Below are 25974 nucleotides of genomic sequence, written 5' to 3'. Positions count from 1 at the left end.
ACCTTGCGCTTATTCCGGCCCGGTCTTGAGCGCGGCGAGGAAGGCGCTTTGCGGAATTTCGACCTTGCCGAACTGCCGCATGCGCTTTTTCCCTTCCTTCTGCTTTTCCAGCAGTTTGCGCTTACGGGAAATATCGCCGCCGTAGCATTTGGACAGAACGTCCTTACGCATCGCCCGCACGGTTTCGCGCGCGATGATGCGCCCGCCGATGGCGGCCTGAATGGCGATCTGGAACATTTGCGGCGGGATCAGGTCTTTCAGCTTTTCGCACAAAGCCCGCCCGCGCCGGTCGGCCTGGCTGCGGTGAACGATCAGCGCCAGCGCATCCACCGGTTCGGCGTTCACCAGAATGTTCAGCAGCACGAGATCGCCCGGCTCATACCCATCGAGCGCATAATCGAAGCTGGCGTAGCCCCGGCTGACCGATTTTAGCCGGTCATAGAAATCGAAGACGACTTCGTTGAGCGGCAGGCGATAGACCGCCATAGCCCGGTTCCCGGCATAGGTCAGATCGATCTGAATACCGCGCCGTTCCTGGCAGAGTGCCAGAATCGCGCCAAGATGCTCGTCCGGCACCATGATTGTCGCTTTGATCCAGGGTTCCTGGATTTCTTCGATCCGCACTACGTCCGGCATATCGGCGGGGTTATGCAGCTCCATTTCCTCACCATTGGTGAGGACGACCTTATAGACCACCGAGGGGGCGGTGGTGACGAGATCGAGGTTGAACTCGCGCTCCAGCCGTTCCTGGATGATTTCAAGGTGCAGCAGCCCCAAGAAGCCGCAGCGGAAGCCGAACCCCAGCGCGGCGGAGCTTTCGGCTTCGAACTGGAAGCTGGCATCGTTCAACCGCAGCTTTTGCAGGCTTTCGCGCAAATGCTCGAACTCCGCCGCATCCGCCGGGAAAAGACCGCAGAACACCACCGGCACAGAGGGTTTGAACCCCGCCAAGGGGGCCGCCGCCGGGCGCTTTTCTTCAGTGATCGTATCGCCCACGGCGCAATCGGCCACCGCCTTGATGCCCGCCGTGATGAAGCCAACTTCGCCCGGCCCCAGCTCGCCAATCGTCGTCGCCTTCGGGGTGAAGGCGCCGACCCGGTCCACCTGATAGACGGCGCCGGTGGACATCAGCTTAATCTTGGCGCCGGTCTTCAGAATCCCGTCGCGCACGCGCACCAAAATGACGACGCCGAGATAGGCATCATACCAGCTATCGATCAGCAGCGCCTTCAGCGGCGCGGTTTCGTCGCCGGTCGGCGGCGGCAGGCGCTTGACCAGCGCTTCCAGCACATCACCGATGCCAAGGCCGGTTTTCGCCGAAATCATCACGGCGTCGGACGCATCAATGCCGATCACATCTTCGATCTGCGTCTTGATCCGCTCCGGTTCGGCGGCGGGCAGGTCGATCTTATTGAGGACCGGCACGATTTCGTGATGGGCATCCAAAGCCTGATAAACGTTGGCCAAGGTCTGGGCTTCGACGCCCTGACTGGCATCGACCACCAGCAGCGAACCTTCGCAGGCGGCGAGGCTGCGGCTGACTTCATAGGCGAAGTCCACATGGCCCGGCGTATCCATCAGGTTCAGCGTATAGGTCACGCCGTCCGAGGCTTTATATTGCAGGCGCACGGTCTGCGCCTTGATGGTGATACCGCGTTCGCGCTCGATATCCATCGAATCGAGCACCTGTTCCTTCATCTCGCGGTCCGACAGGCCGCCGCAGGCCTGGATCAAGCGATCCGCCAGCGTCGATTTGCCGTGGTCGATATGCGCGATGATGGAAAAATTACGGATCAGCTCTAACGCGGTCGTCATGCCCATTGCCCCTAAATACCAGGGGCGCACCATACTGTCAGCGTGCCCGCCCCGCAACCGAATAGCCCGCGCTGGGCCGCAGGGCGCCCTGCACAGCCAGAAGCCCAAGGCCCGTCAAAACCAAGGCAAGGGTGCTAACGACCGTGCGGACGAAATTCCAGAATTGCCAGGGGCCTGCATAGTCAGCCCAAAGCCTCAGGGCTTCCGCCGGATCCTGTGGGATGGTGGTAACGGCCAGCGCCTCGTTCATCGGCACATTGATCCGCATCGTCAGCAGCAAACCGCCAAGAAGATAGACCCCCGACGCCGTCCCGAACCAGATCGCGGCGCGGCGCGCCCCTACCCGCATGGCCAAGACCGTGGTGATCGCTAAGATCAGCGGCGGCCCGAAGAAGGCAGGGGCAAAGTAGATATTTCGCACCGTCGCATTGATCGCCTGCATTGCCGCTATCGCGGTACGGGGATCGAGGATGGCAAAGCCAACCATGACGGAACAGGCATAGGCGTAGAAAAACCCCGCAATCAGACCGGTTAAAACCAGACTGCCCAGCGCCGCCGCGTACAGAAAGAAAAAGGCCATCGGCGTCTCCGTTAGAAAACTTGCGTACTGCACGGTACGAAGAGTTTAGTACCATGCAGTACGCAGTTTGGAAAGCCCTATGCCCACCCCCGACCCGAACCGCCGCAATCAGATTCTGACCCACGCCGAAGCCATCTTGCGCAGCGGCGGCCTCGCGGCTCTGACCACCAATGCCCTTGCAAAGGCGGCACGCTGTTCCAAGGAAACGCTCTATGATCTTTTTGCGGATAGGGATGCCCTGATCGCGGCCGTCATCGACCGTCAGGCAGAGGCGCTGAATGCCGCGCTAACCGAGGGGCTGTCGGGCGGTGACCCGGCCGCGCAATTGGTCAGGGTTGGCGAACGGCTTCTGGATTTGCTGACCTCAGACACTGGGCTTGCCATCAACCGCGCCGCCCTCGGTGATCCGAGCGGGCGCTGGAGTGCCCTCCTGCTGGCGCACGGTCGCAACCGATCCGCCCCCCTCATTTTAGACCTGCTCGCGCGTTGGCGCGCGGCGGGCGGTATCGGGTTTAGCGATGTCCGCCCGGTCTATCAGGCATTTTATGGGTTGCTGATCGGCGACCGCCAAATCGCCGCCCTGCACCGCGCCCCCGAGGCACGCCCGTCACAGGCGGAACGCCGGGACGCAGCAGAATGGGCGGTCGCCGGTCTGGCGCGGCTCTTTCCCGCTCCTTAGAACACCCACTCTGCCAGTACCTACCCTCGCGGGTCAGACGATGGCGTTATTTTAAACTCCAATCGGCATTGAAATATTTATTCCGAAGCTGGTCGATTGTCCCATCGTCCCGCATGGCCGTTAGCGCCTTGCCAAGGGCTGCCCGCTGATCGGCAGAGGTACTTTTCAGACCGGCGCGCAGGGCAATTGTAACGGTCTGAAGGGGGATCGCATCGCCCAGAACGTGAGCCAAGCCGATACTGCCCGCACTCGCGCGCACCGAAACCGCCACACCATAGGTGACGTCGAGCCGCCCGGCCTCCATCTTGCGGATAATCTGATCATAATTCGGTTCGGCTGATTTGTTTAAGCTTGTGTCGGTGTCGATGGGGGTGCCGAGGTTCAGTCCAGTCACCACCCCCAGCCGCAACGATTTAAGATCCTCATACTGCTTCAGCGTCACGCCCGGGCGTGCAACCGCCACGACAGGGATCACAAAAACGGGGCCAAGCGTTTCGGCTTCCATCGGGGTTACGGCATTCAGCAGCGCGACATCCGCTTCCCCTTCATTGATCATCTGCACGAGCCGTGACGCAGGAAGCCCACGGGGAGAAAAAGCAATCCCAGTGCGTTGGCTAATCTCGCGCGCAAAGTCGGCGATAACCCCCCCGGTTTCTTGCTCCTTCGCAATCGCCCAAGGCGTAGTGTTAAGTGTAACAATATTTGCTGCAATCGTGGGAACACTGATTAAGCACGCTAAGATCGTTAGGCAAATAGCAGACGTTTTAGGCATTTCTCTCTCCGACAAAGAATCTCTGTCGGTCCAGCTTACCCGATCATCCAATAGGTTGTCATTTAGGCTTATTTTACGCGCATTAAAATCATGTCCTGACGCTAAAATGCCCTTTCCGCGTAAATCTTCCGCACATCGCCCTGCCAGGGGCCGTGGAACGCATCCAGCAGATCATCAGCATAGGACCGGCCACTGCCTGCCACGGCGAACAGCGGATCGAGCGCGAAGGTTTCGTCCTCACCCTTGGCGTTGAAGCGGCGGCGGTTGCGCAAGCCATCGCGGGCTATGGTCAGCATGGTTAGGGCGAGGTCGCGGACGGTTTTCCCTTGGAACGGCGTCGCAAGGCCACGCGCCGGGACGGTGGTGCGCAGGGCGGCGTGATCGTCCGGCGTCCAGTCTTTGACCAGATCCCAGGCAGCATCGAGCGCCGTGGTGTCATAGAGTAGACCGACCCACAGCGCGGGCAGCCCTAACATCCGCTTGGCCGGGCCAGCGTCGGCGCCGCGCATTTCGAGGAATTTCTTCAGCCGCACTTCTGGGAAGACGGTGGAGAGATGGTCGATGAAATCGCCCAAATGCGCCCGCTGGCCCGGATAGGCGGGCAGTTTGCCGTCGATAAAATCGCGGAAACTCTGGCCCGAGGCGTCGATATACTGGCCGTCGCGGTAGACGAAATACATCGGCACATCGAGCATATAATCGACGTAGCGCTCGAACCCCATGCCGTCTTCGAATACAAACGGCAGAATACCGCAGCGGTCAGGGTCGGTATCGGTCCAAATATGGCTGCGGAAGCTCTGGAAACCGTTCGGGCGGCCTTCCGTGAAGGGCGAGGCGGCAAAAAGCGCCGTCGCCACCGGCTGCAAGGCCAGCGACACGCGGAACTTCTTCACCATATCGGCTTCGGAACCGTAATCGAGGTTCACCTGCACCGTGCAGGTGCGGATCATCATATCAAGCCCAAGGCTGCCGACCTTCGGCATATAGGATTTCATAATCGCGTAGCGGCCCTTGGGCATCCACGGAATATCCGCCCGCGCCCACAGGGGATTGAACCCCGCGCCGAGGAAGCCGAGGCCGAGCTTGTCGCCCACCGCCGTCACTTCCTGCAAATGGCCCAGCAGTTCCGCTTCGGTCTGATGCAGATCGGCGAGCGGCGCGCCGGAGAGTTCAAACTGCCCGCCCGGCTCCAGGCTGACGGAGGCTTTACCGCGCGTTAGGGCAATCGGGTGATCGCCTTCGTAAACGGGGGTCCAGCCATAGTCCGCCGCCAAGCTTTCCAGCAGCGCGCGAATACCACTCGGCCCGTCATAGCCGGGGGCGCGGAATGTGTCGCGGTGGAAAACGAATTTCTCGTGCTCGGTGCCGATGGACCATTGGTCGGCGGGCTTCGAGCCGCTGTCGAGATAGGCGACCAATTGGCGCTTATCGGTGATGATTTCGCCCAAGCCGGAAGGAGTGCCCGCCATCGATCCCCTCGTTTCTGCGCACCGCCCTATGGCCGATGCCGCCTTTTTCTAAGAAGCCAGTTCGCTGCCGCGCGGCCCCAGGTTACGCCAATCGCCGCCCTGCGCCTGCACCAGCGCTAACAGGGCGACCGCCGCCGTATCGGCCCGCAAAATGCGCGGCCCCAGGCTGACCCGCAGAACGAAACGCTCTACAGCGGTCAGACTAACAGCGTTAACTTCCGCGCCACCATGCCGAGGAAGCGGCGCGATTGCAAGCGCCTTCAACTGGTCCCGCTCCGCCGGATCAAAGCCGCCTTCAGGACCGATGAGCAGCGCCAGTTTCTGACCCTCGGGTAAGGGTGCCAGGGCGGTTAGGGCGTCCGGCGCCTCCCCGCCTTCGTCCGCCACGATTAGCAGCCGGTCGTCGGGCCAGGCGGCGAGGCGTTTGGCCAGCGGTGCCGCCTCCTCAATCTCTGGCAGGGTCAGGCGTTCGCACTGCTCGGTGGCCTCGCGGGCAATCGCCGCCATCCGCTCCAGACTGACCCGGCCCATATTGCTGCGGCGGGTCACCGTCGGCAGCAGGCGGCTGGCGCCCAGTTCGGTGGCTTTTTCGATGATCGTATCGAGCCGCGCGCGCTTGATCGGCGCAAACAGCAGCCAGAGATCGGGTTCCGGCGCGAAGGGCCGGGTGATCGCCGCGATACGGGCGCGGCCCGAGCGCTTTTCTAACGCCTGGATCACGGCCCGCGCCTCGCCATCGCGGCCATTAACCAGCGCCAGCGCGTCGCCGGGGCCGAGGCGCAGCACCGCGCGCAGATAATGGGTCTGGTCGGCGTCGAAGGTGATTTCGGCCCCGACCGTTAGCGGGTCGGAGACAAAAAGCCGCGCGGCGACGCTTTCTTCGTCGGATGACATGATAAAGCCCCAAACCCTTGGTGTAGAACAATGCAGTGCAGCGCACGCGGCAGAGTTTACCGCCTTTCGCTTCGCTGCAAATCCGTGAATGATAATCATCGAGTCGAGAAGCGAAGGGGGCACGGGTGGACGCCAGCAATCAGCTGATCCTGCTGACAGGAACATTGCTGCTGCTCAGCATCTTCGCGGGGATGGTTTCCACCCGCGTCGGCGCGCCGCTGCTCGTTGTCTTTCTCGCGCTCGGCATGCTCGCCGGGGAAAACGGCCCGGGCGGCATTCTGTTTTCCGACTTCCAGGCCGCCTATACCATCGGCAGCGCCGCGCTGGCGATCATTCTGTTCGAAGGCGGTATGCGCACGCCGCTGAGCCAGTTTAGGCAGGCGGGGCTGCCCGCCTTTGCGCTGGCCACGGTTGGGGTGCTGCTGTCCGCCGGGATCGTCGCCGGGGCGATTGGGCCGTTTTCGCACAATTGGGTGCAGGCGCTCTTGATGGGGTCTATCGTCGCCTCCACCGACGCCGCCGCCGTCTTTGGGCTGATGCGGCAAAATAAGGTCGATATTCACAAGCGCGTGCGGGCGACGCTGGAGGTCGAGTCGGGCCTGAATGACCCGATGGCGATCTTCCTTACCCTGCTGCTCGTCACCATCCTCGCCCCGAATGGCGCAGGCGCCGTCAGTATGGGACCGCTGCCGTTCTTTTTGCTGCAAATGGTCGGCGGGGCGGCCTTTGGCGCGGCGGGCGGCTTTGCTCTGCGCGGTATTTTGCGGCGGATCGAGATTGAACCGGGCCTCTACCCGATCTTCACCCTAGCGGGCGCCTTGGTGGTCTTCGGGGCGGCGCAAAGCGTCCATGCCTCCGGCTATCTCGCCATTTATCTCGTTGGGCTGTTGGTCGGCCATCAGCGCAGCAAGGCACACGCCGGGATCGAAAAATTCCTCGATGCTTTCGCGTGGCTCGCCCAGATCGCGCTGTTTCTGATGCTGGGGCTGCTCGTCACCCCCTCCTCGCTCATCGAATATCTCGGCCCCGCCGTCTGGGTCGCCGTGGTGCTGATGTTTGTGGCCCGGCCGCTGGCAACGGCGCTCTGCCTGCTGCCATTCCGCTTTAACTGGCGCGAAGTGATCTTCGTTTCCTGGGTCGGGCTGCGCGGCGCGGTGCCGATCTTCCTGGCCATCGTGCCCGTGCTATCCGGGGCGCCGGGAGGAATGGCCTATTTCTCCGTCGCCTTCGTCGTTGTCGTGCTGTCGCTGCTGGTCCAGGGCTGGACGCTGGCGCCGCTGGCCCGGCTGCTGCGGCTGACGGTCCCTGCGGAAGCGCAACCGCCGGCACGCTTCAATATCGACCTGCCGGGAACAGTGGAGGGCGATAATGCTGTCGCAGGCTATGCCGTGGCGGCGGATAGTCTCATCCTGACCCGGCCCGACGGGGCGCTATCGCTGCCCGGCAATGCCCGCGTGCTGATGCTGCTGCGCGAGGGCCTCGCGCTGGGGCCGAATGCCGCCGCCACGCTGGTTCCTGGCGATTATCTGCTGATCCGGGGCGATGCCGAACTAGTCGGCCATCTCGACCGGCTGTTCGGCCCGAAATCCCAGCGGCTGATCGACCCCGATGCGCTGCTGGGCGAATTTACTATCGACGGTCAACGGACGCTCGACGATCTCGCCAAACTCTACGGCGTGCCGATCCCCGAGGGCGCGGGCGGGCTGACGATTGCCAGCTTCATGGGCGATAAGCTGGCGACCCTGCCCGCCGTGGGCGACCGGGTGCGCGTCGGCCCGATTGATCTGATTGCCAAAACTGTCGACGACGACCGCATTCACGAAGTCGGGATCGACCTTGAGCCGGAACGCCCGCCGGAAGGGATGGAGCGTTGGGGAAAACTAAGCCGCTGGCTGCGCGAGGGCTTCCGTTTCCGACACCAAACCCATTAAACTGGACGCCGATTAATCACTCTGGACAGGCTGTCACCAAAAGCCCACCCTAAACAGTGGTAAGCTGTTTTGTGTTTTGACCTTTTCTTTTTCCTTTCAGCGAGACTTTGATGCCCTTCCTCAGCTCTCTTCGGATCGGGCCGCGTCTGGCCCTGGGATTTGCCGCGATTCTGGTTCTGATGATCGCCCTAACGGTTATCAGCATCCGCGAGGTGAATAAGGTCGATGCCAAGCTGACGACGATCAACGAGGTCAATAACGTCAAGCAGCGCTACGCGATCAATTTCCGCGGCAGTGTGCATGATCGGTCGATCAATGTGCGCGATCTGGCGCTGATGGCCGATGCCACTGCCGTGATTGCCGATACCGACCGGCTGGCAAAATTCTACGCCGACTCCGCTGGGCCGCTGGATCAGATTTTCAATACCAGCAAGCATATCGGCGCGAATGAGCGGCAATTGCTGGCGGCGATCAAGGAAACGGAAGCAAAAACCACGCCCGTGATCCAAAAAGCCATCGACGCCAAGCGTAAGAACGATGCGGCGGCGCTGACCCAGGCCGTCGAACAAGCCCGGCCTTTGTTCGTTGAATGGCTGGCGCGCATCAATGCTTTCATCGATTACCAGGAAAAGGAAAATAACGTTATCGCCGCCGAAGCGCGCGATGTGGCGAAGGGCTTCCAGCTTCTGTCGCTGCTCTTCACCGGCGGCGCCGTCGTCATCGGCCTCGGGCTTGCCTTCTGGTCGATGGGGTCGGTACGCCCGCTGCGGGGGCTTGCCGCAGTGATGCACAAGCTGGCAGGCGGCGACCTGACCGTTGCCGTCCCGACGACGGGCCGTCAGGACGAAGTTGGCGAAATGGCCGCTGCCGTGCAGGTGTTCAAGGATAACGCCCTCGAAGTCAAACGCCTGACCGAAGAACAGGACGCCGCCAAAGCCCGCGCCGCTGCCGAGCGGAGCGCCGCGATGCACGATCTGGCCAGCCGGTTCGAACGGAGCGTTTCCGCCGTTGTCGAAGCGCTCGGCATGGCGGCCCGCGATCTGAACACCGACGCCCGTGCGATGAGCGCCGCCGCCGATAGCACCAATAATCAAACGCAGAACGCCGTTGCGGCGGTGGAACAAACCTCCAGCAATGTTCATTCGGTCGCGGCGGCGGCGGAAGAACTCTCGGCCTCGATCCGCGAAATCTCGCGCCAGGTTGAGCAATCGACCGGTATCGCGGGCCGCGCCGTCAGCCAGGCGGAAAAGACCAGCCGCTCGGTCAGCGGGCTGGCCGACGCCGCCCAGCGCATCGGCGAAATCGTCCAGATCATCGAAAGCATCGCCAGCCAGACCAATCTGCTGGCGCTGAATGCCACTATCGAAGCCGCCCGCGCCGGGGAAGCGGGCAAAGGTTTTGCGGTGGTCGCGGCGGAAGTGAAGACGCTGGCCAATCAGACCGCCCAGGCAACCCAGGAAATTCAGGCCCAGGTGAGCCAGATTCAAATGGCCACCTCCGAAACCGTCACCGAAATCGGCGCCATCGGCACGGTGATCAATCAGATCAACGAGATCACCACGACGATTGCCGCCGCGATGGAGCAGCAGGGCGCCGCTACCGGCGAGATAAGCCGCAATGTGCAGCAGGCGGCCAGCGGTACGGAAGAAGCCTCGAAAGCCGTCACCAGCGTCTCGGCGGTCGCCGCCGAAACGGGCACATCGGCCAACCATGTGCTGAAAGCGGCGGGCGAGTTGGCCCGCCAGTCCGATACGCTGAAGACGGAAGTGCAGCGTTTCGTCGAGACCGTCCGCTCGGCTTAACGGGCGGTTTCGGCCAGAGCGTCCGGGCTATACAGCGCGGCAAACTCGGCGCTCGGCGGGATCGGCGTAATCACGTCGATCAGCACGCCGTTGGGATCGGCCGTGATGAAATGGCGCTGACCGAAGGCTTCGCTGCGCAGGTCGAGCAGCATGGGCAGGCCCGCTGCAACAAGGCGGGCGTGCTCCGCATCTACATCGGCCACTTCAAAGTTTAAGATCAGCCCAGCACTGGGGGTTCGCCCCGGTGCCGGAATCGTTTCATGGCGATAGTCGAGCACGGCGAGATTGATCGCCGCCGCGTCCGGCATCGCAAGGTGTACATACCAATCGCTGTCGAACGCACGGGCAAACCCGAAGTGGGTTTCATAGAAACTTGCGGTTTCCGCAACATCGGCGGTTAGCAGCACCGGATAATAGGACGTGCAGCGCATCGGTCTCTCCCTAGTGTCGAGCCTATCAGGATGATACAAACAGTCTGTATCTTTTTATAAACATACAGGCTGCACGCATGCAAGAAAAAATACGCAAACGCTCCCCCCGACCGCAGGCCGACCGGCGGGCCGCGACGCAAACGGCGCTGCTGACCGCCGCCCGCGCGCTTTTTGCCGACCACGGCTATGCCGCGACCGGGACGCCCGACATCGTGGCCGCTGCGGGGGTGACGCGCGGGGCGCTCTATCATCATTTTGCCGATAAGATCGATCTGTTCCGGGCGGTGATCGAGGCCGAACACGCCGCCTTGGCCGCCGCCATCGCCGACGCCACGGTGGCCCCGGTTGATGCGATTGCCAGTCTGATCGACGGCGGCGCCGCTTATCTTGCGGCAATGAATGCCCCCGGGCGTCGGCGCCTGCTGCTGGTCGAAGCCCCCGCGGTGCTGGGCCAAGCCGAAGCCCGCGCGATGGATGCGCGTTACGCCCGCGCGTCGCTTGCCGACGGGGTCCGGGTAGCCCAGGCAGCAGGCGCTTTGCCCGCCCTGCCTGAGGCGGTGCTGACCGATCTATTGGACGCATTATTCGACCGAGCCGCCGAGGCTGAACTAGACGCGCAGGAGAAGTATCTTGCGGTCATTCAGGCCCTTCTTCAGGGGTTAGCGCGCGGGTTATCTTGACCTTAAGGGAAAGTTTCTCCATCGTCGCGCGAGCGAAAAACAACCGGGTTTAGGGGGGAAGCAATGGACGTTCAGGGTCAGGCCGCGCTGGTTACGGGCGGCGCATCGGGGTTGGGCTATGGCACGGCCAAGGCGCTGATCGCCGCCGGGGCGAAGGTCGCGTTGATTGATCTACCCGGCCCAAAGCTCGACGAAGCCGCCGCCGCCCTGGGCGCCCTCGCCTGCCCTGCGGATGTAACCGATGCTGCCGGGTTGGAAGCAGCCGTCGCCAAAGCCGCCGATGCCCACGGCGTCGCCCGCCTTCTCGTGGCCTGCGCCGGGATCGCCCCGGCGGCCCGCGCGGTCGGGCGCGAGGGGCCGATGGCGCTCGATGCCTTCGGCAAGGTGATTTCCGTCAATCTGATCGGCACCTTCAACGCCGTCCGTCTGGCCGCCGCCGGCATGCTGAGCCTTGATCCGCTGGCCGATAACGAGCGCGGCGTGATCATCACCACCGCGTCGGTCGCCGCCTTCGAAGGTCAGATCGGCCAGGCCGCCTATGCCGCCTCGAAGGGTGGGGTCGCCGCTATGACGCTGCCGCTGGCGCGCGAATTTGCGCCGAAGGGGGTGCGGGTGATGACGATTGCGCCGGGTATCTTCGGCACCCCAATGCTGGCCGCAATGCCGCAGGCGGTGCAGGAGAGTCTCGCCGCCTCCGTCCCCTTCCCCTCGCGTCTTGGGACGCCGGAGGATTATGCAGCGCTGGTTCTGTCGATCTGCCGTCAGACCATGCTGAACGGCTCGACGATTCGGCTTGATGGCGCTATCCGCATGAACGCGAAGTAGCAAGTGATGCGACGGGGCGCACGCCGCGCCCCGTCGCAGGGCGGTTTACATCGTCGGCAGCGCGGCAAGATCGCGCAGGGCGCCGCGCAGCCCCGCTAGATCGGCTTTCTTCGTTGCCTTACCGCTGGCGATATCGACGGTATAGAGCGTTTTCCCGGCCACCAGATAGCCAAGGTTTCCGCCCGCGCCATCGGTCACGATGTCAAACGCCAGCGGCGCACTGGCCTTAATCCCCAGGCTGCCGCGGGTTTTCAGCACGCCATCATTGGGCGGCGCCTGCACCAGGAACGTCCCGAGGGTGGTATCGATATCATAGAGGCCGGTTTCCTTGGTCCCAGCGATGGAATTGCTGTAGGCGCCCGCTTGGACCATCGGCGTTTTACCGGCGGCGGCATCGCCCGCGTCATATTTCAGCGAGCCATCGACGGCGACCTGCCCGCTATCGACATTGATGCGATAGCTGGCGCCATCGATCCCCAGCACGCGCAACCGGTCGGCGACCGGGTTGAAATCGACGACGGGGTTAAGGCCGGTATTGACTGCCTTATCGAGCTGGCTCGCCCGCGTGGCCGTACCGGTCTTCGGATCGACCGTGTAAAGCCCGCCCGACAGGGTCAGCGCGTAGAGCTTGCCATTGGCCGGGCGCACGTCGATCCCGACGACCGTGCCGTCGATCCCCGTCAGCGCAACGGGCTTGGCAACCTTTGCTGTGCGACCGTCGATATGAACGATGCGGTTGCCGTCCAGCAGCCCAACCCAATGGGCAGGCACCTTTTGGGCCTGGGCCGCCGTCGTGGCGGCAAGCACCACGGTTCCCGCCAACGCCATGCGCGCGAATTTGGTCATTATCTGCATCCTTAAGAGCTGGAAAAGAGCAAAGAACCGAGACGTCTCACGCCCCCTTTAAGCGCGAGCGCGCCGGGCGGATGCAGCGTTTTCGCGAAAATCGACCGCAGAAAAAATATCGATGCGCGCCCCTTTTCGGGGCGGTGATGCCCGCTATTTGATTGCCGCTACCTGGGGGCTTCCCCAGGATTGACACCCTGCCGCTCTCCCGTCAGCCTTTAGAGCCATCCACCCGTGCGGGAGCGTGAGGACTATGAATTTTCCCGAAGCAATCGCGAGCTGCTTTCGTCAGTTCTTCGAATTCAAAGGCCGCGCCGCGCGCTCGGAATATTGGTATTTCACGCTCTTTTCCTTCCTGACGCAGATATTGGGCGGCGTGCTGGATGATATAGTCGGCGCGAATGGCGCTTTGAGCGGCTTTGTCGGCCTTGCCCTGTTTTTCCCCAGCCTCGCCGTGCTGTTCCGGCGCCTGCACGATATCGACCGTACGGGCTGGTGGTGGCTGCTGACGTTCGTGCCGATCCTGGGTTGGATTGTGCTAATCGTCTTTTGCTGCACTAAGGGCACGGTCGGGCCGAACCGTTTCGGCGAAGGTCCGCTGGCGGGTCACGCATAATCGTTCTTTATTCGTTCTAGTTTTTCATCTATCCTCGGCAGCATGAGCGCTGCCGAAATCCCGTCCGATTTTCTGCCGCCCCCGGTCGTCAAAGGCCGGGGCGCTATCGGTTCTGCCGATAATCGCTATGAAAAACTCGCCCGGGTCGCGCTGGACGATGGTTGGACGCCGGAGGAGGTGCCGCCCCTGCGCACCGAGGTGAGCTTTGATCGCAGCAAGAGCATCATCGTTCAGCAGACGGCGCTCGATTTGCCGTTCAGCCAGTCGCTGAATGTCTATCGGGGATGCGAGCACGGCTGCGCCTATTGTTTCGCCCGCCCGACCCACGCCTATTGGGGGCTGGCGCCGGGCCTGGATTTCGAAACCAAACTGATCGCCAAGCCCGATGCGCCCCGGCTGCTGCGCGAGGCCCTGCGCCGCCCACGCTATACGGTGGCGCCGCTGGCGCTCGGCACCAATACCGACCCATATCAGCCCATCGAACGCGGCTTGGGTTTGACCCGGCAGGTGCTGGAGGTGCTGGCGGAGTTCGACCACCCGGTTGGCATCACCACCAAATCGGCGCTGATCACCCGCGACCTCGATATCCTCGCCCCGATGGCGGCCAAGAACCTCGTGCGGGTGGCCATCTCCGTCACCACCCTCGACCGCACCTTGGCACGGGAGTTGGAGCCGCGCGCCGCCACCCCCAGCCGCCGCCTGGAGGCGATCCGCCTGCTGACCGAGGCAGGGGTGCCGGTGGCAATCTTCGCCTCCCCCATGATCCCCGGCCTCAATGATGCGGAGCTTGAAGCTATTCTGGCAGCAGGGGCCGAAGCAGGGGCGCGGTGGGCCAGCGCTATCTTGATCCGCCTGCCGATGGAAGTAGCGCCGCTGATGGAGGCCTGGCTGCGGCAGTATCGGCCCGACCGGGCGGACCGGGTGCTGTCGCTGATCCGCCAATGCTGCGAGGGGCAACTCTACAAAGCCAAACCCGGCGAACGGTTTCGCGGGACCGGCCCGGTCGCGGAGATGATCGGCCAGCGCCTGCGCCTTGCGCGCCTGAAACTCGGCCTCGATACGCCCGTCTGGGATCTCGATTGCACGCGCTTTGCCGTGCCGCCCGCGCCGGCGGATCAATTCAGCTTGTTTTCCTGAAGGGCTGCGCCAATCATGCGCGCCATGAGTGCGACCCGCAGCGATATTCAGGAACAAGGGCTCTTGGCCCTGCTGCCGCCGGGCTGGCGGCCCTATGCGAAATTGGCACGGCTGGACCGGCCGATCGGCACCTGGCTGCTGCTGTTCCCCTGCTGGTGGGGTCTGGCGCTGGCGGGATCCCACGATATTGGCCTCTACCTCCTCTTCGCCCTCGGCGCGCTGGCGATGCGCGGGGCGGGCTGCACCATCAATGATATGATGGACCGGGACTTCGACCGGCAGGTTGCCCGCACCGCGCTGCGCCCGCTCGCCTCCGGCCAAGTGACGATGGTGCAGGCGGGAATTTTCTTGGCGGCGCAGGGCTTAATCGGGCTGGCCGTGCTGCTCGCCTTGAACCGCACTGCCATCGCGCTCGGCCTTGCCTCGACCCTGCTGGTGGCGATCTATCCGTTGATGAAGCGGATTACCCATTGGCCGCAGATCGTCCTCGGGCTTGCCTTCAATTGGGGCGCCCTCATGGGTTGGACCGCCGCGCGCGGCACGCTCGATTTGCCCGCGCTGCTGCTCTATGGGTCGGGCATTCTCTGGACCCTGGGGTACGATACGATCTACGCCCACCAAGATAAGGACGACGACGCGCGCATCGGCGTCAAATCCACCGCCCTGCGCCTGGGGGCGGCGACGGGGCGCTGGCTGGTGTTTTTCTACGGCGGCACCGTTCTGCTGATCGCCGCCGCCGTGCTGACTGCCGGGGGGAGCCTCGGCCTGACCGTGCTGATTGCCGGGCTGATCGCGGCGCATTTTGGGTGGCAATTGGTCTGGCTGCGGATCGACGATCCCGATCAATGTCTGCTGCTGTTCCGCGCCAACCGCTTTATCGGCTGGCTGGTGCTAATCCCGCTGCTGTTGGGGAGTATATTTCTTGGCTGATCCCGCCGCCTTCATCCGCGCCCAAACGGTGCTGAAATCCGCCAGCGCCGTGCCGGAACTGCGGCTCTATCTGGCCGATGAGGCCCTACCGCTGTGGCAGGCGACGGAGGCCGAGCTTCAGCAAAGCAATGTCCCGCCGCCCTATTGGGCTTTTGCCTGGCCGGGCGGACAGGCGCTGGCGCGCTATCTGCTGGACCACCCGGAAACCGTGGCGGGTAAGCGCGTGCTGGACCTGGGGGCGGGCGGCGGCATCACCTCCCTCGCGGCGGCAAAGGCCGGGGCGGTGTCGGTCATTGCCGCCGACATCGATCTTTACGCCTGCACCACGATCACCCTGAATGCCGAAGCGAATGGCCTAACCGGTGTGCGCGCCGTTAGCGCCGACCTGCTGGCCGCGCCGCCGCCGGAGGGGATCGACGTGCTGCTGGTCGGCGATATGTGCTACGAAAAGCCGCTCGCGGAAAAAGCCATCGCCTGGGGCCGCACAGTCGCCGCACGCGGCGTGCCGGTGCTGCTGGCCGATCCGGGCCGCGCCTATGTGCCGAAGACCGGCCTAACCGAACTTGCCCGCTATACGATCCCAACGACCCTAGACCTTGAGGATCGGGAAGCCCGCGAGACGGTGATCTACGCACTGGGGGGCTAATTCTCCACCGTCTCGCGCGGGTAGACGCCCCAGATTTGCGCGCGGGTCAGCCAGCCGCGGACTTTCGGCGTCTCGAGGCGGCACCAATCGCCCTTGCATTCCTTAAGGTCGCCGACCACCCCCGGCTCCAACCGTGCGACCGGCGGGGCGCCGGGTTCCGGGCGGCGGCGCAGAATCTGCGGTTCAGTGCCGATGACGATGGCGGCGCGCTTACCCGAAACCATGCGCTGATGCACCCAGCCTTCGGTGCCATCGACCGCGCGGATTTTGCGCCAGGTTTCATATTCTTGGATGATTTCGACCGGCATACCGCCGCGCGTTAGCACCCAATCGATAGGATATTGCTGCCCCGGCCCCGTCCGCAGGTTCACTTCGTCCGACCGCAGGGAGACGAAACGCGGGATCGGCAGCGAGGTATCGGTCCCCTGCCCGAGCGCGCCCGCCGAAGCAATCAGCATCGCCGCGCCCGCCGCCCCATATCGCATTGCCGCAAAAAACTTTTTCATGGCAGAACCTTTGGCAGCGGAGCGTCGCGATTTCAAGATTGACCTCTGTGACTCTTGGGCCTTTTATCGCCCTGCCCAAAGTTTGTTGATCCGCGCGAGGGAGGGAAGCCCGCATGCCGACAACCCGTAAGAAACCCATTGTTGTCGTCACGCGCAAGCTGCCCGACGTGATCGAGACCCGGATGATGGAGCTGTTCGATACGCGCCTCAACCTGGATGATCATCCGCTGACGGTCGAACAATTGACCGAAGCGGTGCGAACCGCCGATGTGCTGGTGCCGACCGTTACCGACCGGATCGACGAAGCCCTGCTGGCCGAAGCCGGGGAAAACCTAAAGCTGATCGCCAGCTTCGGCGCCGGGGTCGATCATATCGACCTTAAGGCTGCCAAAGAAAAAGGCATTACCGTTACCAATACCCCCGGCGTTCTGGCCGAAGACACTGCCGATATGGCGATGGCGCTGATCCTCGCGGTCTATCGCCGCATCACCGAAGGCGAGCGGGTGCTGCGTGACGGCGAATGGCACGGCTGGTCGCCCAATTGGATGCTGGGGCGGCGCATTCATGGCAAGCGCCTGGGCATTATCGGCATGGGCCGGATTGGTACGGCGCTGGCCAAGCGCGCGCGCGGTTTCGGCCTCTCCGTCCATTACCACAACCGCCACCGGGTGGACGCCGACCTCGAAAACGAGTTGGAGGCTACCTATTGGGAGAGCCTCGACCAAATGCTGGCGCGGATGGACATTGTGTCGGTCAACTGCCCGCACACGCCCGCCACCTACCACATCCTGTCGGCGCGGCGGCTGAAGCTGATCCAGAAGCATGCCATCGTCATCAATACCGCGCGCGGCGAGTTGATCGACGAAAAGACCCTGGCCGATTTGCTGCTGGCGGGCGATATCGGCGGCGCGGGGCTGGATGTGTATGAGCGCGAACCGAACATCAACCCCAAGCTGCTGCGCGCCAAAACCGCCGTGCTGATGCCGCATATGGCCTCCGCCACGCTGGAAGGCCGCATCGATATGGGCGAGCGCGTCATCATCAACATCAAGACCTTCGTCGATGGCCATCGCCCGCCGGATCGGGTGCTGGAAGGCCTGCTGTAACCATGCCGACCGCCCCCCGCCTGATCCGCGCCGGGGCGCTGGAGGTTTGGCATACCGGCAGCGCGGCGCCCGCCGCCTTCGGCAAGCATACCCATGACGCGATGGTGATTTCTGCCAACCTGTCGGGCGGGGAAAGCCTATGGCTGGATGGGCGGCGGTTTGAAGCGGGGCCGGGGGATGTGACGCTGTATATGCCGGGGCAGGTCCAGGCCTCCCAGGCTATCGGCCAGCAGCCGTGGGAGTTCGTCACCCTCTACGCGCCGCTACCCTGGCTGGAGGGCGCCTTGCACGCCCCCCTGCGCGGGGCCGTGCCGGTCGCGGCCCATCCGCAGACCCTACCCGCGTTCATCCGTCTGGCCCACGCGCGCAGGGAGGCGGACGTAACGGAGGCGGCGCTACTGCTGCTCGATGCCCTAACCCCGCTGCTGGAGGTTGGCGCCGCGCCCCCAAGCCGCCGCGCCCCGCATCTTGAACGTGTGAAAGCCCGGCTGCGCGCCTTCGAGCAACCGCCCCCCAGCCTAGAGGCGCTGGCCGACCTGGCGGGCCTTAGCCCGACCGGGCTTGTCCGGGCATTTCGGCGGGAAACCGGCCTGCCGCCGCTGGCCTGGGCGCTTGATCAACGGCTGATCGAAGCGCGGCACCGCTTGCGGGGGCCGGAGCCGATTGCCTCCCTCGCCCTCGCTCTGGGGTTTGCCGACCAAGCCCATTTCACCCGCGCCTTCCGCCGCGCCGTTGGCGTGCCGCCTGGGGCCTATCGCAAAGCGCTGATCGGCTAATTCCGTTCAAGACCCGCCCCATCGCCTGCCCTATATCGGGGCTTTCTGTGCGAGGGGCCTTATGATCGATACCGCAATTCTCTCGACGCTCGGCGCCGCCTTTTTGTTCGGCCTGTCGTTCAACGCCGCGCCCGGCCCGGTTTGGGCGGAAAGCCTGCGGCGCGGGCTGACCGGCGGCTTCGGCCCGGCCTTCGCCGTGCAAATCGGCTCGCTGGTCGGCGATGCCACCTGGGCCATCCTCGGGCTGCTCGGCGCCAGCCTGTTGATCGACACTCCCTTGCTGATGAGCCTACTGTCACTCGCAGGCGGGGCTTTGTTGGTTCAGATGGGCGTGCAGGGTCTGCGCGACGCGCTGAAGACGCCGGAGAGTCCCCCACGCCCGACCATCGGGCAGACGAAAGGGGCGCTGATGGCGGGCGCGGGCCTGTCGCTCGGCAATCCGCAGAACATCGGCACCTGGGTTGCGCTGGTCGGCGTGCTGCCCAGCCTTGGCCTTGACGCGCCAACCGACCGCGATCTCGGCTGGTTCTTTGCCGGGTTTATGGCGGCCTCGGTGCTGTGGTGCTTCCTCTGCGCCGGGATCATCGCCCTCGCCCACCGCAATTTTAGCCCCAGCGCCCAGCGCGCCATGACAGGCGCCTGCGGGCTCTTCCTACTGGCGGCGGGCGGGCTGGTGCTGTGGGATTGGGGGAATCGCCTGTTCAGTTAAGCCTGCTGGCGGAAACTGCAGCTGGCTTGTCCTTGGCCCACGCGCGCCAACACTCGAGACTGGGGCTGCCCCTTTCAGGAGATCGCCCCATGCTTGCCCTGCGCCCCAACTGTGAATGCTGCGACCGCGACCTGCCGCCCAACAGCGCCGAGGCCCGCATCTGTACCTATGAATGCACCTTTTGTGCGGAGTGTGCCGACGGAGTGTTTCGCGGCCTCTGCCCGAATTGCGGCGGCAATCTGGTCGTGCGCCCGATCCGCCCAGCGGAAAAACTGCTGAAGCATCCGGCCTCGACTGTGCGGGTGCTGCGTGCCGCCCCCTGCGGGCAGCGGGCCGGTTAGGGGATATCCGGCTCCCCGACCACCCGACCAAACAGACAATGGTCTTCCCACACGCCGTTGATCTTTAGGTACTGTTTGGCGAAGCCTTCTTCGGTGAAGCCGGAGGTCAGCAGCAGGTTTCGGCTGGGCAGATTGCGCGGCAGGCAGGCGGCTTCGACCCGGTGCAACTCAATGTCTTTCCCAGCGAAATCGAGGGCGAGGCGCAGCGCCTCCCGCATATAGCCGCGCCGGATAAACGGCTCGCCGGTCCAATAACCGACCGAGGCCATTTGCGCGACGCCGCGCCGCACGCCGGACAGGGTGATGCCGCCGACCATCGGCCCTTCCGCCCCTGGGCCGTGATCGGCAAGGGCGAAGATCGAAAAAGCATAGGCGCGGTCGTCCCGCCACGCCTGCCCCAATTCGGTCAGCCGGGCGCGGAAGCGTTTTTTCGACAGGGCGTCGTCGCCCCAGGTCGGCTCCCACGGCTCTAGAAAACTGCGGGAGGCCGCGCGCAATTCGGCCCAGCGGGCGAAATCCGTAAGGCGCGGCGGGCGGATCATCACCCGCTGGCCGCGCTTCTGGAGGTCGGGGAACCCGAGACCAAAAAGACTCATCCCCGATCCAACCCTGGTTAAGCCGCCCGCGCCAGCCGGGCGGTGAAGGCTGCCATCGGGTCGAGCGGCGCTTCTGGCCCTAAGAGCGCCACGGTCGGCGCCGCCCCGATGAAGCTGGCGCCCAGGCGGCGCATATCGTCAAGCGTCACGGCGTCGAGCCGCGCCAGCATTTCCGCCGCCTCGACCGGACGGCCATAGGTCAGGAAATTCTGCGCCAGCGATTCGACACGGGCGGAGGTGCTTTCCCGCGCCATCAGCGTGCCCGCGCGCAACTGCGCCCGCGCGCGGGCCAATTCGGCCTCGGTCACCGTGTCCGGCAAGCGCAGCAACTCGTCGGCAATCACGGGGATCAGCTTGCCCAACTCCTCCGGCCCCGTCCCGGCGTAAATACCCATGACGCCGGTATCGCGGTAGGTGGAGGCGAAACTATAGACCGAATAGACCAGCCCGCGCTTTTCCCGCACTTCTTGGAACAGCCGGGACGACATGCCGCCGCCCAGAATGGTCGAGTAAACCGACAGGGCGTAGTAATCCGGGTCATTGGCGCTGACGGTCGGGAAGCCGACGACCAAATGGCTTTGTTCGAGGTCGCGCACCTCCACCTGCCGCCCGCCGACATAGCGCGCCACGTCGAGATTGGGGGCCTCGCCCACGCCGGTCATCCCGCCGAAGGCCGCCGCGACCAGGGATTCGAAAGCGGCGTGGTCGATGCGCCCTGCCGCCGCGACGATCATATTCTTCGGGTGATAATGCCGGGCCAGATAGGCAGAAAGCTGGGCGCGCGTCACGCTTTCCACAATCTCCGCCCGCCCCAGCACCGGGCGGCCCAAGGGCTGATCCGGGTAGGCCATTTCCTGGAACTGATCGAAGATAATATCGTCCGGCGTATCCATCGCCTGACCGATTTCCTGCAGGATCACCGCCCGTTCGCGCGCCAATTCTTCGGGATCGAAGGTGGAGTTCAGCAGAATATCGGCCAAGAGCGAAACGGCCAGCGGCGTATCGTCGGCCAAAACCTTAGCGTAATAGGCGGTATGTTCGCGGGTGGTATAGGCGTTCAAATGCCCGCCCACATCCTCGATCTTCTCGGCAATCTCCCGCGCCGACAGGCTTTTCGTGCCCTTGAAGGCCATATGTTCGAGCACATGGGCGATGCCGTTCTGCTCCGCCGCCTCGTCGCGCGTGCCCACCCCGACCCAAACCCCCAGCGAGACGGTTTCCGCCGCCGGCATATAATCGGTCAGAACGGTCAGCCCATTACGCAGGGTCGATGCAACCAGCATTAAGCGAAGGCCCCCAGGCGCAGTTCGGCAGACACAAAATCGCGGATGGCTTCCGGTTTGGCGGGCAGAACGGTAAAGCGTTCCTGGGCCGTCATCAGATGCGCCAGATGCGGCGGCAGCGGCGCTTCGAAACCCAGGGCCTTTTTAACTGCCGCCGGGAATTTCGCCGGATGGGCGCAGGCCAGCGCCACCATCGGGTCGCGGTCCTTACCCTGCAACTGCTGCATGCTGCCAACGGCAATCGCCGAATGGGGATCCAGCACTTCGCCGGTCGTCTCGTAAACGCGGCGGATGGTTTCCAGCGTTTCTTCGTCCGACAGACGGGTGGCTGCGAAAAGCTGCTGGGCGCGCTTCAGCCGGTCTTTTTCCAAGGTCAGCTTGCCGGTTTCGCGGAATTCGGCGATGCGTTTCGCCACTTCCGGCCCGTCGCGTTCCAGCAGATCGAACAGCAGCCGTTCGAAGTTGCTCGACACCTGAATATCCATCGACGGCGACAGCGAGGGTTCGACCCCGTGGATCGACATATCGCCTTCGGTAAAGAAGCGCGTGAGAATATCGTTGCGGTTCGTGCCGATCACCAGCCGGTCGATGGGCAGGCCCATCCGCTTCGCACAATAGGCGGCGAAGACATTGCCGAAGTTCCCGGTCGGAACGGCGAAATTCACGTGCCGGTCGGGCGCCCCCAACTGCAAGGCGGCGTAAACGTAATAGACGATCTGGGCAACGATGCGCGCCCAATTGATCGAATTGGCGGCCGAAAGCTGCGCTGCGTCGCGGAACTGCAAATCCGCGAACAGCGCCTTCACAATGTCTTGGCAATCGTCGAAGGTGCCTTCGACGGCAATCGCGCGCACATTCTTGGCCGCAACCGTCGTCATCTGCCGCCGCTGCACGTCCGACACGCGGCCATGCGGGTAGAGGATGAAGACATCCACCGCATCGCGGTCGCGGCAGGCTTCAATCGCTGCCGAACCGGTATCGCCAGAGGTCGCGCCCAGGATCGTTACGCGCTTGCCCTGGCGCGCCAGCACGTTATCGAACAGTCGCCCCAGCAGTTGCAGCGCGTAATCCTTAAACGCGATGGTCGGGCCGTGGAACAGCTCCATCATATAGGAATTAGTGTCGAGCTGCTTCAGCGGGGCGACGGCCGGATGGCGGAAACCAGCGTAGGTCTGATGAACGATGGCCGACAGATCGTCTTCCGAAATCGTCGTGCAGACGTAGGGCGCCAGCAATCGCGTCGCGAGATCGGCGTAGGACAGCCCCCGCAGCGCCCGCCAATCGGCCAGGGTGAAGCTGGGCCATTCCGCTGGAACATACAGGCCGCCATCGCGGGCCAGGCCGGTCAACAGCAGATCGTCGAAGGCCAGATCGGGCGCGGCACCGCGCGTGCTAACGTAACGCAAAGCTGTCCAGTCCTTACCGCAAGAAGTTAGGCATCGAGGTAGCGCCGTTCGAGGTGACGGCGGAAGGGGGCAACCGACAGCGGCGCACCCGTCGCCGCAATCAGAATATCTTTGGCGCTGCGGGTAGAGCCGAGACCGTGGACCTTCTCGCGCAGCCACCCCAGCAACGGCGCGAAATTGCCCTGGGCGATTTCGTCCGGGATCGTCGGCACATCGGCCTGCGCGGCGGCGTAAAGCTGTGCCGCCGTCATCGCGCCCATCGTATAGGTGGGGAAATAGCCGAACAGCCCGGCGGGCCAATGGATATCCTGCAAGCAGCCATCCTTATCGTCGGGCGGGGTAATCCCAACGAGTTCCTTCATCCCCGCGTTCCAGGCGCCCGGCAGATCGGCAAGATCGAGCGAACCGTCGATCAGCGCCCGTTCCAGCCGGTAGCGTAGGATGACATGAGCGGGATAGGTCACCTCATCAGCATTGACGCGGATCAATCCGCGTTCGACCTGCATCGCGTGGGCGTGCAAATTCTCGGCGCTCCAGGCCGGACCCTCCGCCCCAAACGCTTCGCGGATCAGCGGGGCTGCGAAGGTTAGGAACGGCAGCGAGCGGCTGACCTGCATTTCCACCAGCAACGATTGGCTTTCGTGCAGGCTCATCCCGCGCGCCAGGCCAATCGGCTGACCGCGATGCTGGCGCGGCAGGCCGATTTCATAGAGGGCATGGCCGGTTTCGTGCAGCACGCCCATCATGGCGGGGAAGAAGCTGTCTTCCGAATAGCGCGTGGTGATGCGGACATCCCCCGGCGCGCCGCCGCAGAACGGATGATGCGAAACGTCGAGCCGCCCCCGGTCAAAATCAAAGCCGAGGGCCGTCATCAGGCGCTCGCCGAGGGTCTTTTGCGCCGGGATCGGGAAGGGACCAACCAAGGGCAGCGGTGCCGGGCGTTTGGCCTGAGCGGTCAGCACCTGTTCCGTTAGATCGGGCAGGAAGCGCGCGAGATCGGCGAAGAGAACATCAATGTCGGCCGACCGCCCGCCGGGTTCGAACTGATCCAGCAGCGCATCATAGACCGAGGTGCCGAGCGCTTCGGCCTTTGCTTGCCCCATCTGCCGAACAAGGCCGAGCAGCACGCGCAGTTTTGGCAGCAGCGCCGCAAAATCATTGGCCGGGCGGGCGGTACGCCACACCATTTCCGACTCGTTGGCCGCGCGGGCATAGGCATCGACCAGATCGGCGGGAACCGCCGTTGCATGGGCCACTTCGCGGCGAATTTCCGCCAGATTGGCTTCCGCCTCCGGCGTCTCCGCCGTCGCTGCAGCCAGCCAGTCGCGCACACGCGGATCGGTCACTTTTTCGTGGATGGCGACATCCAGCGCCGCCTGCTGTTCGGCCCGCGCCTCGGCACTGCCGCCGGGCATCATTACGGCGGCGTCCCAGCCCAGGATTCCCGATACCGCGCGCAACGCGCCGATGCGGGCGAAATGATCCGTTAGATTGCGATAGGCGGCCTGTGCCGTCATTGCTGCCCCTTTGCTTGCATGTCGCGTGCGTGCGCCGTTAGGGCGCCGATCCGGCGCGACCGGGCGAACAGCCCTGTCACCACGATCAGCACCCCCGCCAGCGAATACCACGTTAGGGCATATTGCAAATGGTTATTAGGCAAGTCGAGTCGCGTCTGTCCCGCCCGTGGCCACCCCTGTTGCGGCCCCGGTGCGGGCAAAAGGTCGAGGGTGAAGGGCAGCGCATTGGATAGCCCCGCTGCCTGCGCCAAGGCCGCCGGATCGGGGGTGAACCACATATTCTTGACGGGATCATTGGCGGGGACCAGCCAACCGGGTGCGGCGGGTGGGCGGATCAGCCCATCGATCGTCACAGTGCCCTGCGGCGGCGGTTCGTGATGGGTCGGGTCTTTCAGATCGAAGGGTACAAAGCCCCGATCTACCATCACCAAGGCGCCATCGCTGGTATGGAACGGTACAATGATATGCCAACCGGATTGGCTCATGCCCCGGCTATCGGTGTAGGTCTGGCCGGTCAGATAAAATTCCTGTTGCGGATCGAACCGCCCCGTCAGCCGCAACCTCCGAAAGGCGACCGCCGCCGCGTCGCCGGTCGGCGCCACGGTCAAGGGCGCGTCGGCAACCGCCGTACGGCGTGCCTCAATCAACCCCTGTTTCCAGGTCAGCCGCTGGAGTTGCCACGTTCCAAGCGCAACGAGAATCAGCACCGCGATCCCGGCGGTCAGGAACAGCGGCCAGTTCTTCGGTAATTGGACGGCAGACGATCCTTGCATGGCACTGACCTAGCGGATTCCCTTAAAAACGAGAAGGGGCGCAAAGCGCGCCCCCTCCCTGCATTCTGTGCCGGTATCCGCGATCAATGCGTCGCGACGACGCCGCCTGCACCGCCCCACCAATAGACGCAGACGAACAGGAACAGCCACACCACGTCCACGAAATGCCAGTACCAAGCCGCCGCTTCGAAACCGACATGGTTTTCCGGGGTGAAATGCCCCTTCTTCGCCCGGAACAGGCAGACGGCCAGGAACAGCGTCCCAACGATCACATGGAAGCCGTGGAACCCGGTGGCCATATAGAAGGTCGAGGCGTAGATGCCGTCCTTAAAGCCGAAGGCGGCATGGGCATATTCATAGGCCTGCAACAGCGTGAAGATGAAGCCGAGGGCCACTGTGATCGCGAGACCGTTCACCAGCCCCTTGCGATCATTGTGCAGCAGCGCATGATGCGCCCAGGTCACGGTCGTCCCCGACAGCAGCAGGATCAGCGTATTCAGCAGCGGCAGTTCAAACGGGTTGAACACTTTGATGCCTTCGGGCGGCCAATGCCCCAGGCGCGGGAAGATGCTCATATCGAAAAAGGCCCAGAAGAAGGCCACGAAGAACATGACTTCCGAGATAATGAAGAAGATTACGCCGTACCGCAGGCCAATCTGCACAATCTTCGTATGGTAGCTGCCCGGCGTGCTTTCGCGCACCACATCCATCCACCAGCCCGTCATGCAGCCGATGACCGCGAGGAAGCCGAGGATCAGCAGGATCGGGCCGCTCCCATGCATATACATGACCGCGCCGCCCGCAAGACCGCCCGCCGCAAGCGACGACAGCAACGGCCAGGGGCTGGGATCGACCAGATGGAACGGATGCTTCTGTTGGGCCATAACCTTAATTCCTCACCGTCATAT

The 25974-nt window shown here is 63.7% G+C and carries 27 protein-coding genes; 13 read left to right on the top strand and 14 right to left on the bottom strand.

Features of this window, described 5'->3' with window-relative positions; genetic code table 11:
- Nucleotides 1–9 precede the first annotated feature (9 nt).
- Entirely contained in the window at nt 10–1815 is a 1806-nt protein-coding gene (lepA, locus tag CHR90_RS14565) for a translation elongation factor 4 (RefSeq protein WP_094409824.1), read from the bottom strand.
- Nucleotides 1816–1852: 37 nt separating this feature from the next.
- Nucleotides 1853–2395, bottom strand: a complete 543-nt coding sequence (locus CHR90_RS14560) for an anthrone oxygenase family protein (protein WP_094409733.1) — start codon at nt 2393–2395, stop codon at nt 1853–1855.
- 79 nt (nt 2396–2474) lie between these two features.
- Here CHR90_RS14560 and CHR90_RS14555 point away from each other — a divergent pair, with 79 nt between their 5' ends.
- Nucleotides 2475–3074: a TetR/AcrR family transcriptional regulator gene (locus CHR90_RS14555; protein ID WP_094409732.1), complete on the top strand. Its 600-nt coding sequence runs from the start codon at nt 2475–2477 to the stop codon at nt 3072–3074.
- Between the two features lie 46 nt (nt 3075–3120).
- Here the strand turns inward: CHR90_RS14555 and CHR90_RS14550 are convergent, their stop codons facing one another.
- The 3 genes from CHR90_RS14550 to CHR90_RS14540 form a co-directional block, all read right to left on the bottom strand.
- Nucleotides 3121–3846: a substrate-binding periplasmic protein gene (locus CHR90_RS14550; protein WP_094409731.1), complete on the bottom strand. Its 726-nt coding sequence runs from the start codon at nt 3844–3846 to the stop codon at nt 3121–3123.
- 101 nt (nt 3847–3947) lie between these two features.
- Complete coding sequence (locus CHR90_RS14545) at nt 3948–5315, bottom strand: glutamate--cysteine ligase (RefSeq protein ID WP_094409730.1); 1368 nt, start codon at nt 5313–5315, stop codon at nt 3948–3950.
- A gap of 48 nt (nt 5316–5363) precedes the next feature.
- Nucleotides 5364–6209 (bottom strand): 16S rRNA (uracil(1498)-N(3))-methyltransferase, encoded by an 846-nt coding sequence (locus CHR90_RS14540; RefSeq protein WP_094409729.1) that lies wholly within the window; start codon nt 6207–6209, stop codon nt 5364–5366.
- A gap of 125 nt (nt 6210–6334) precedes the next feature.
- Here CHR90_RS14540 and CHR90_RS14535 point away from each other — a divergent pair, with 125 nt between their 5' ends.
- Nucleotides 6335–8140 carry a potassium/proton antiporter gene (locus tag CHR90_RS14535; protein WP_094409728.1) on the top strand — a complete coding sequence of 602 codons (1806 nt, stop codon included), beginning with the start codon at nt 6335–6337 and terminating at the stop codon, nt 8138–8140.
- 110 nt (nt 8141–8250) lie between these two features.
- Nucleotides 8251–9942, top strand: a complete 1692-nt coding sequence (locus CHR90_RS14530; protein WP_094409727.1) for a methyl-accepting chemotaxis protein — start codon at nt 8251–8253, stop codon at nt 9940–9942.
- On the opposite strand, the gene CHR90_RS14525 is transcribed toward CHR90_RS14530, so the two are convergent.
- On the bottom strand, nt 9939–10373 hold the full coding sequence (locus tag CHR90_RS14525) for a VOC family protein (RefSeq protein WP_094409726.1): 435 nt from the start codon (nt 10371–10373) through the stop codon (nt 9939–9941). The genes CHR90_RS14530 and CHR90_RS14525 overlap by 4 nt on opposite strands.
- A 77-nt stretch (nt 10374–10450) precedes the next feature.
- On the opposite strand from CHR90_RS14525, the gene CHR90_RS14520 reads away from it, so the two are divergent.
- Nucleotides 10451–11053: a TetR/AcrR family transcriptional regulator gene (locus tag CHR90_RS14520; protein WP_094409725.1), complete on the top strand. Its 603-nt coding sequence runs from the start codon at nt 10451–10453 to the stop codon at nt 11051–11053.
- A gap of 63 nt (nt 11054–11116) precedes the next feature.
- Nucleotides 11117–11878 carry an SDR family NAD(P)-dependent oxidoreductase gene (locus tag CHR90_RS14515; protein ID WP_094409724.1) on the top strand — a complete coding sequence of 254 codons (762 nt, stop codon included), beginning with the start codon at nt 11117–11119 and terminating at the stop codon, nt 11876–11878.
- A gap of 45 nt (nt 11879–11923) precedes the next feature.
- Here CHR90_RS14515 and CHR90_RS14510 read toward each other — a convergent pair whose 3' ends face one another.
- Entirely contained in the window at nt 11924–12724 is an 801-nt protein-coding gene (locus CHR90_RS14510; protein ID WP_094409723.1) for a DUF4394 domain-containing protein, read from the bottom strand.
- 253 nt (nt 12725–12977) lie between these two features.
- Here CHR90_RS14510 and CHR90_RS14505 point away from each other — a divergent pair, with 253 nt between their 5' ends.
- From CHR90_RS14505 to CHR90_RS14490, 4 genes are read left to right on the top strand one after another with little or no spacing between them, the layout of a single operon-like run.
- Nucleotides 12978–13340, top strand: coding sequence for a DUF805 domain-containing protein (locus tag CHR90_RS14505; protein WP_094409722.1), 363 nt, complete (start codon nt 12978–12980; stop codon nt 13338–13340).
- Between the two features lie 42 nt (nt 13341–13382).
- Nucleotides 13383–14477 (top strand): PA0069 family radical SAM protein, encoded by a 1095-nt coding sequence (locus CHR90_RS14500; protein ID WP_094409721.1) that lies wholly within the window; start codon nt 13383–13385, stop codon nt 14475–14477.
- A 15-nt stretch (nt 14478–14492) separates the two neighbouring features.
- Nucleotides 14493–15407, top strand: coding sequence for a 4-hydroxybenzoate octaprenyltransferase (gene ubiA / locus CHR90_RS14495; protein WP_094409720.1), 915 nt, complete (start codon nt 14493–14495; stop codon nt 15405–15407).
- Complete coding sequence (locus CHR90_RS14490) at nt 15400–16053, top strand: class I SAM-dependent methyltransferase (protein WP_094409719.1); 654 nt, start codon at nt 15400–15402, stop codon at nt 16051–16053. Before ubiA ends, CHR90_RS14490 begins: the two co-directional genes overlap by 8 nt.
- On the opposite strand, the gene CHR90_RS14485 is transcribed toward CHR90_RS14490, so the two are convergent.
- A complete protein-coding gene (locus tag CHR90_RS14485) occupies nt 16050–16559 on the bottom strand; it encodes an SH3 domain-containing protein (RefSeq protein ID WP_229671491.1) in 510 nt (169 codons plus the stop codon). The genes CHR90_RS14490 and CHR90_RS14485 overlap by 4 nt on opposite strands.
- Before the next feature lie 113 nt (nt 16560–16672).
- On the opposite strand from CHR90_RS14485, the gene CHR90_RS14480 reads away from it, so the two are divergent.
- From CHR90_RS14480 to CHR90_RS14465, 4 genes are all read left to right on the top strand, one after another.
- Nucleotides 16673–17665 (top strand): 2-hydroxyacid dehydrogenase, encoded by a 993-nt coding sequence (locus tag CHR90_RS14480; protein WP_094409718.1) that lies wholly within the window; start codon nt 16673–16675, stop codon nt 17663–17665.
- A gap of 2 nt (nt 17666–17667) precedes the next feature.
- A complete protein-coding gene (locus CHR90_RS14475) occupies nt 17668–18441 on the top strand; it encodes a helix-turn-helix transcriptional regulator (protein WP_094409717.1) in 774 nt (257 codons plus the stop codon).
- A gap of 61 nt (nt 18442–18502) precedes the next feature.
- Nucleotides 18503–19150: a LysE family transporter gene (locus CHR90_RS14470; RefSeq protein WP_094409716.1), complete on the top strand. Its 648-nt coding sequence runs from the start codon at nt 18503–18505 to the stop codon at nt 19148–19150.
- 89 nt (nt 19151–19239) lie between these two features.
- Nucleotides 19240–19491, top strand: a complete 252-nt coding sequence (locus tag CHR90_RS14465) for a DUF1272 domain-containing protein (protein ID WP_094409715.1) — start codon at nt 19240–19242, stop codon at nt 19489–19491.
- On the opposite strand, the gene CHR90_RS14460 is transcribed toward CHR90_RS14465, so the two are convergent.
- The 6 genes from CHR90_RS14460 to CHR90_RS14435 all read right to left on the bottom strand — a co-directional run bounded on the left by CHR90_RS14460 (nt 19488) and on the right by CHR90_RS14435 (nt 25950).
- Nucleotides 19488–20087 carry a GNAT family N-acetyltransferase gene (locus CHR90_RS14460; RefSeq protein WP_094409714.1) on the bottom strand — a complete coding sequence of 200 codons (600 nt, stop codon included), beginning with the start codon at nt 20085–20087 and terminating at the stop codon, nt 19488–19490. The genes CHR90_RS14465 and CHR90_RS14460 overlap by 4 nt on opposite strands.
- A gap of 17 nt (nt 20088–20104) precedes the next feature.
- Nucleotides 20105–21370, bottom strand: coding sequence for a M16 family metallopeptidase (locus CHR90_RS14455; protein ID WP_094409713.1), 1266 nt, complete (start codon nt 21368–21370; stop codon nt 20105–20107).
- Complete coding sequence (gene thrC / locus CHR90_RS14450; RefSeq protein ID WP_094409712.1) at nt 21370–22776, bottom strand: threonine synthase; 1407 nt, start codon at nt 22774–22776, stop codon at nt 21370–21372. Before thrC ends, CHR90_RS14455 begins: the two co-directional genes overlap by 1 nt.
- Before the next feature lie 26 nt (nt 22777–22802).
- Nucleotides 22803–24293 carry a carboxypeptidase M32 gene (locus CHR90_RS14445; RefSeq protein WP_094409711.1) on the bottom strand — a complete coding sequence of 497 codons (1491 nt, stop codon included), beginning with the start codon at nt 24291–24293 and terminating at the stop codon, nt 22803–22805.
- Nucleotides 24290–25066 carry an SURF1 family protein gene (locus tag CHR90_RS14440; protein WP_094409710.1) on the bottom strand — a complete coding sequence of 259 codons (777 nt, stop codon included), beginning with the start codon at nt 25064–25066 and terminating at the stop codon, nt 24290–24292. Before CHR90_RS14440 ends, CHR90_RS14445 begins: the two co-directional genes overlap by 4 nt.
- An 83-nt stretch (nt 25067–25149) precedes the next feature.
- On the bottom strand, nt 25150–25950 hold the full coding sequence (locus CHR90_RS14435; RefSeq protein ID WP_094409709.1) for a cytochrome c oxidase subunit 3: 801 nt from the start codon (nt 25948–25950) through the stop codon (nt 25150–25152).
- Nucleotides 25951–25974: the final 24 nt, after the last annotated feature.

The sequence above is a fragment of the Elstera cyanobacteriorum genome (genome assembly GCF_002251735.1).
GTDB lineage: Bacteria > Pseudomonadota > Alphaproteobacteria > Elsterales > Elsteraceae > Elstera > Elstera cyanobacteriorum.
The sequence above is the reverse complement of the archived record's forward strand: the minus strand, read 5'-3'. Positions and strand labels throughout refer to the sequence as shown.

Excerpts from the sequence above, each read along its gene's own strand:
- lepA (WP_094409824.1), bottom strand. The coding sequence starts at position 1,815 with ATGACGACCGCGTTAGAGCTGATCCGTAATTTTTCCATCATCGCGCAT.
- CHR90_RS14560 (WP_094409733.1), bottom strand. The coding sequence starts at position 2,395 with ATGGCCTTTTTCTTTCTGTACGCGGCGGCGCTGGGCAGTCTGGTTTTA.
- CHR90_RS14555 (WP_094409732.1), top strand. The coding sequence starts at position 2,475 with ATGCCCACCCCCGACCCGAACCGCCGCAATCAGATTCTGACCCACGCC.
- CHR90_RS14550 (WP_094409731.1), bottom strand. The coding sequence starts at position 3,846 with ATGCCTAAAACGTCTGCTATTTGCCTAACGATCTTAGCGTGCTTAATC.
- CHR90_RS14545 (WP_094409730.1), bottom strand. The coding sequence starts at position 5,315 with ATGGCGGGCACTCCTTCCGGCTTGGGCGAAATCATCACCGATAAGCGC.
- CHR90_RS14540 (WP_094409729.1), bottom strand. The coding sequence starts at position 6,209 with ATGTCATCCGACGAAGAAAGCGTCGCCGCGCGGCTTTTTGTCTCCGAC.
- CHR90_RS14530 (WP_094409727.1), top strand. The coding sequence starts at position 8,251 with ATGCCCTTCCTCAGCTCTCTTCGGATCGGGCCGCGTCTGGCCCTGGGA.
- CHR90_RS14525 (WP_094409726.1), bottom strand. The coding sequence starts at position 10,373 with ATGCGCTGCACGTCCTATTATCCGGTGCTGCTAACCGCCGATGTTGCG.
- CHR90_RS14520 (WP_094409725.1), top strand. The coding sequence starts at position 10,451 with ATGCAAGAAAAAATACGCAAACGCTCCCCCCGACCGCAGGCCGACCGG.
- CHR90_RS14515 (WP_094409724.1), top strand. The coding sequence starts at position 11,117 with ATGGACGTTCAGGGTCAGGCCGCGCTGGTTACGGGCGGCGCATCGGGG.
- CHR90_RS14510 (WP_094409723.1), bottom strand. The coding sequence starts at position 12,724 with ATGACCAAATTCGCGCGCATGGCGTTGGCGGGAACCGTGGTGCTTGCC.
- CHR90_RS14505 (WP_094409722.1), top strand. The coding sequence starts at position 12,978 with ATGAATTTTCCCGAAGCAATCGCGAGCTGCTTTCGTCAGTTCTTCGAA.
- CHR90_RS14500 (WP_094409721.1), top strand. The coding sequence starts at position 13,383 with ATGAGCGCTGCCGAAATCCCGTCCGATTTTCTGCCGCCCCCGGTCGTC.
- ubiA (WP_094409720.1), top strand. The coding sequence starts at position 14,493 with ATGCGCGCCATGAGTGCGACCCGCAGCGATATTCAGGAACAAGGGCTC.
- CHR90_RS14485 (WP_229671491.1), bottom strand. The coding sequence starts at position 16,559 with ATGAAAAAGTTTTTTGCGGCAATGCGATATGGGGCGGCGGGCGCGGCG.
- CHR90_RS14480 (WP_094409718.1), top strand. The coding sequence starts at position 16,673 with ATGCCGACAACCCGTAAGAAACCCATTGTTGTCGTCACGCGCAAGCTG.
- CHR90_RS14475 (WP_094409717.1), top strand. The coding sequence starts at position 17,668 with ATGCCGACCGCCCCCCGCCTGATCCGCGCCGGGGCGCTGGAGGTTTGG.
- CHR90_RS14470 (WP_094409716.1), top strand. The coding sequence starts at position 18,503 with ATGATCGATACCGCAATTCTCTCGACGCTCGGCGCCGCCTTTTTGTTC.
- CHR90_RS14465 (WP_094409715.1), top strand. The coding sequence starts at position 19,240 with ATGCTTGCCCTGCGCCCCAACTGTGAATGCTGCGACCGCGACCTGCCG.
- CHR90_RS14460 (WP_094409714.1), bottom strand. The coding sequence starts at position 20,087 with ATGAGTCTTTTTGGTCTCGGGTTCCCCGACCTCCAGAAGCGCGGCCAG.
- CHR90_RS14455 (WP_094409713.1), bottom strand. The coding sequence starts at position 21,370 with ATGCTGGTTGCATCGACCCTGCGTAATGGGCTGACCGTTCTGACCGAT.
- CHR90_RS14445 (WP_094409711.1), bottom strand. The coding sequence starts at position 24,293 with ATGACGGCACAGGCCGCCTATCGCAATCTAACGGATCATTTCGCCCGC.
- CHR90_RS14440 (WP_094409710.1), bottom strand. The coding sequence starts at position 25,066 with ATGCAAGGATCGTCTGCCGTCCAATTACCGAAGAACTGGCCGCTGTTC.
- CHR90_RS14435 (WP_094409709.1), bottom strand. The coding sequence starts at position 25,950 with ATGGCCCAACAGAAGCATCCGTTCCATCTGGTCGATCCCAGCCCCTGG.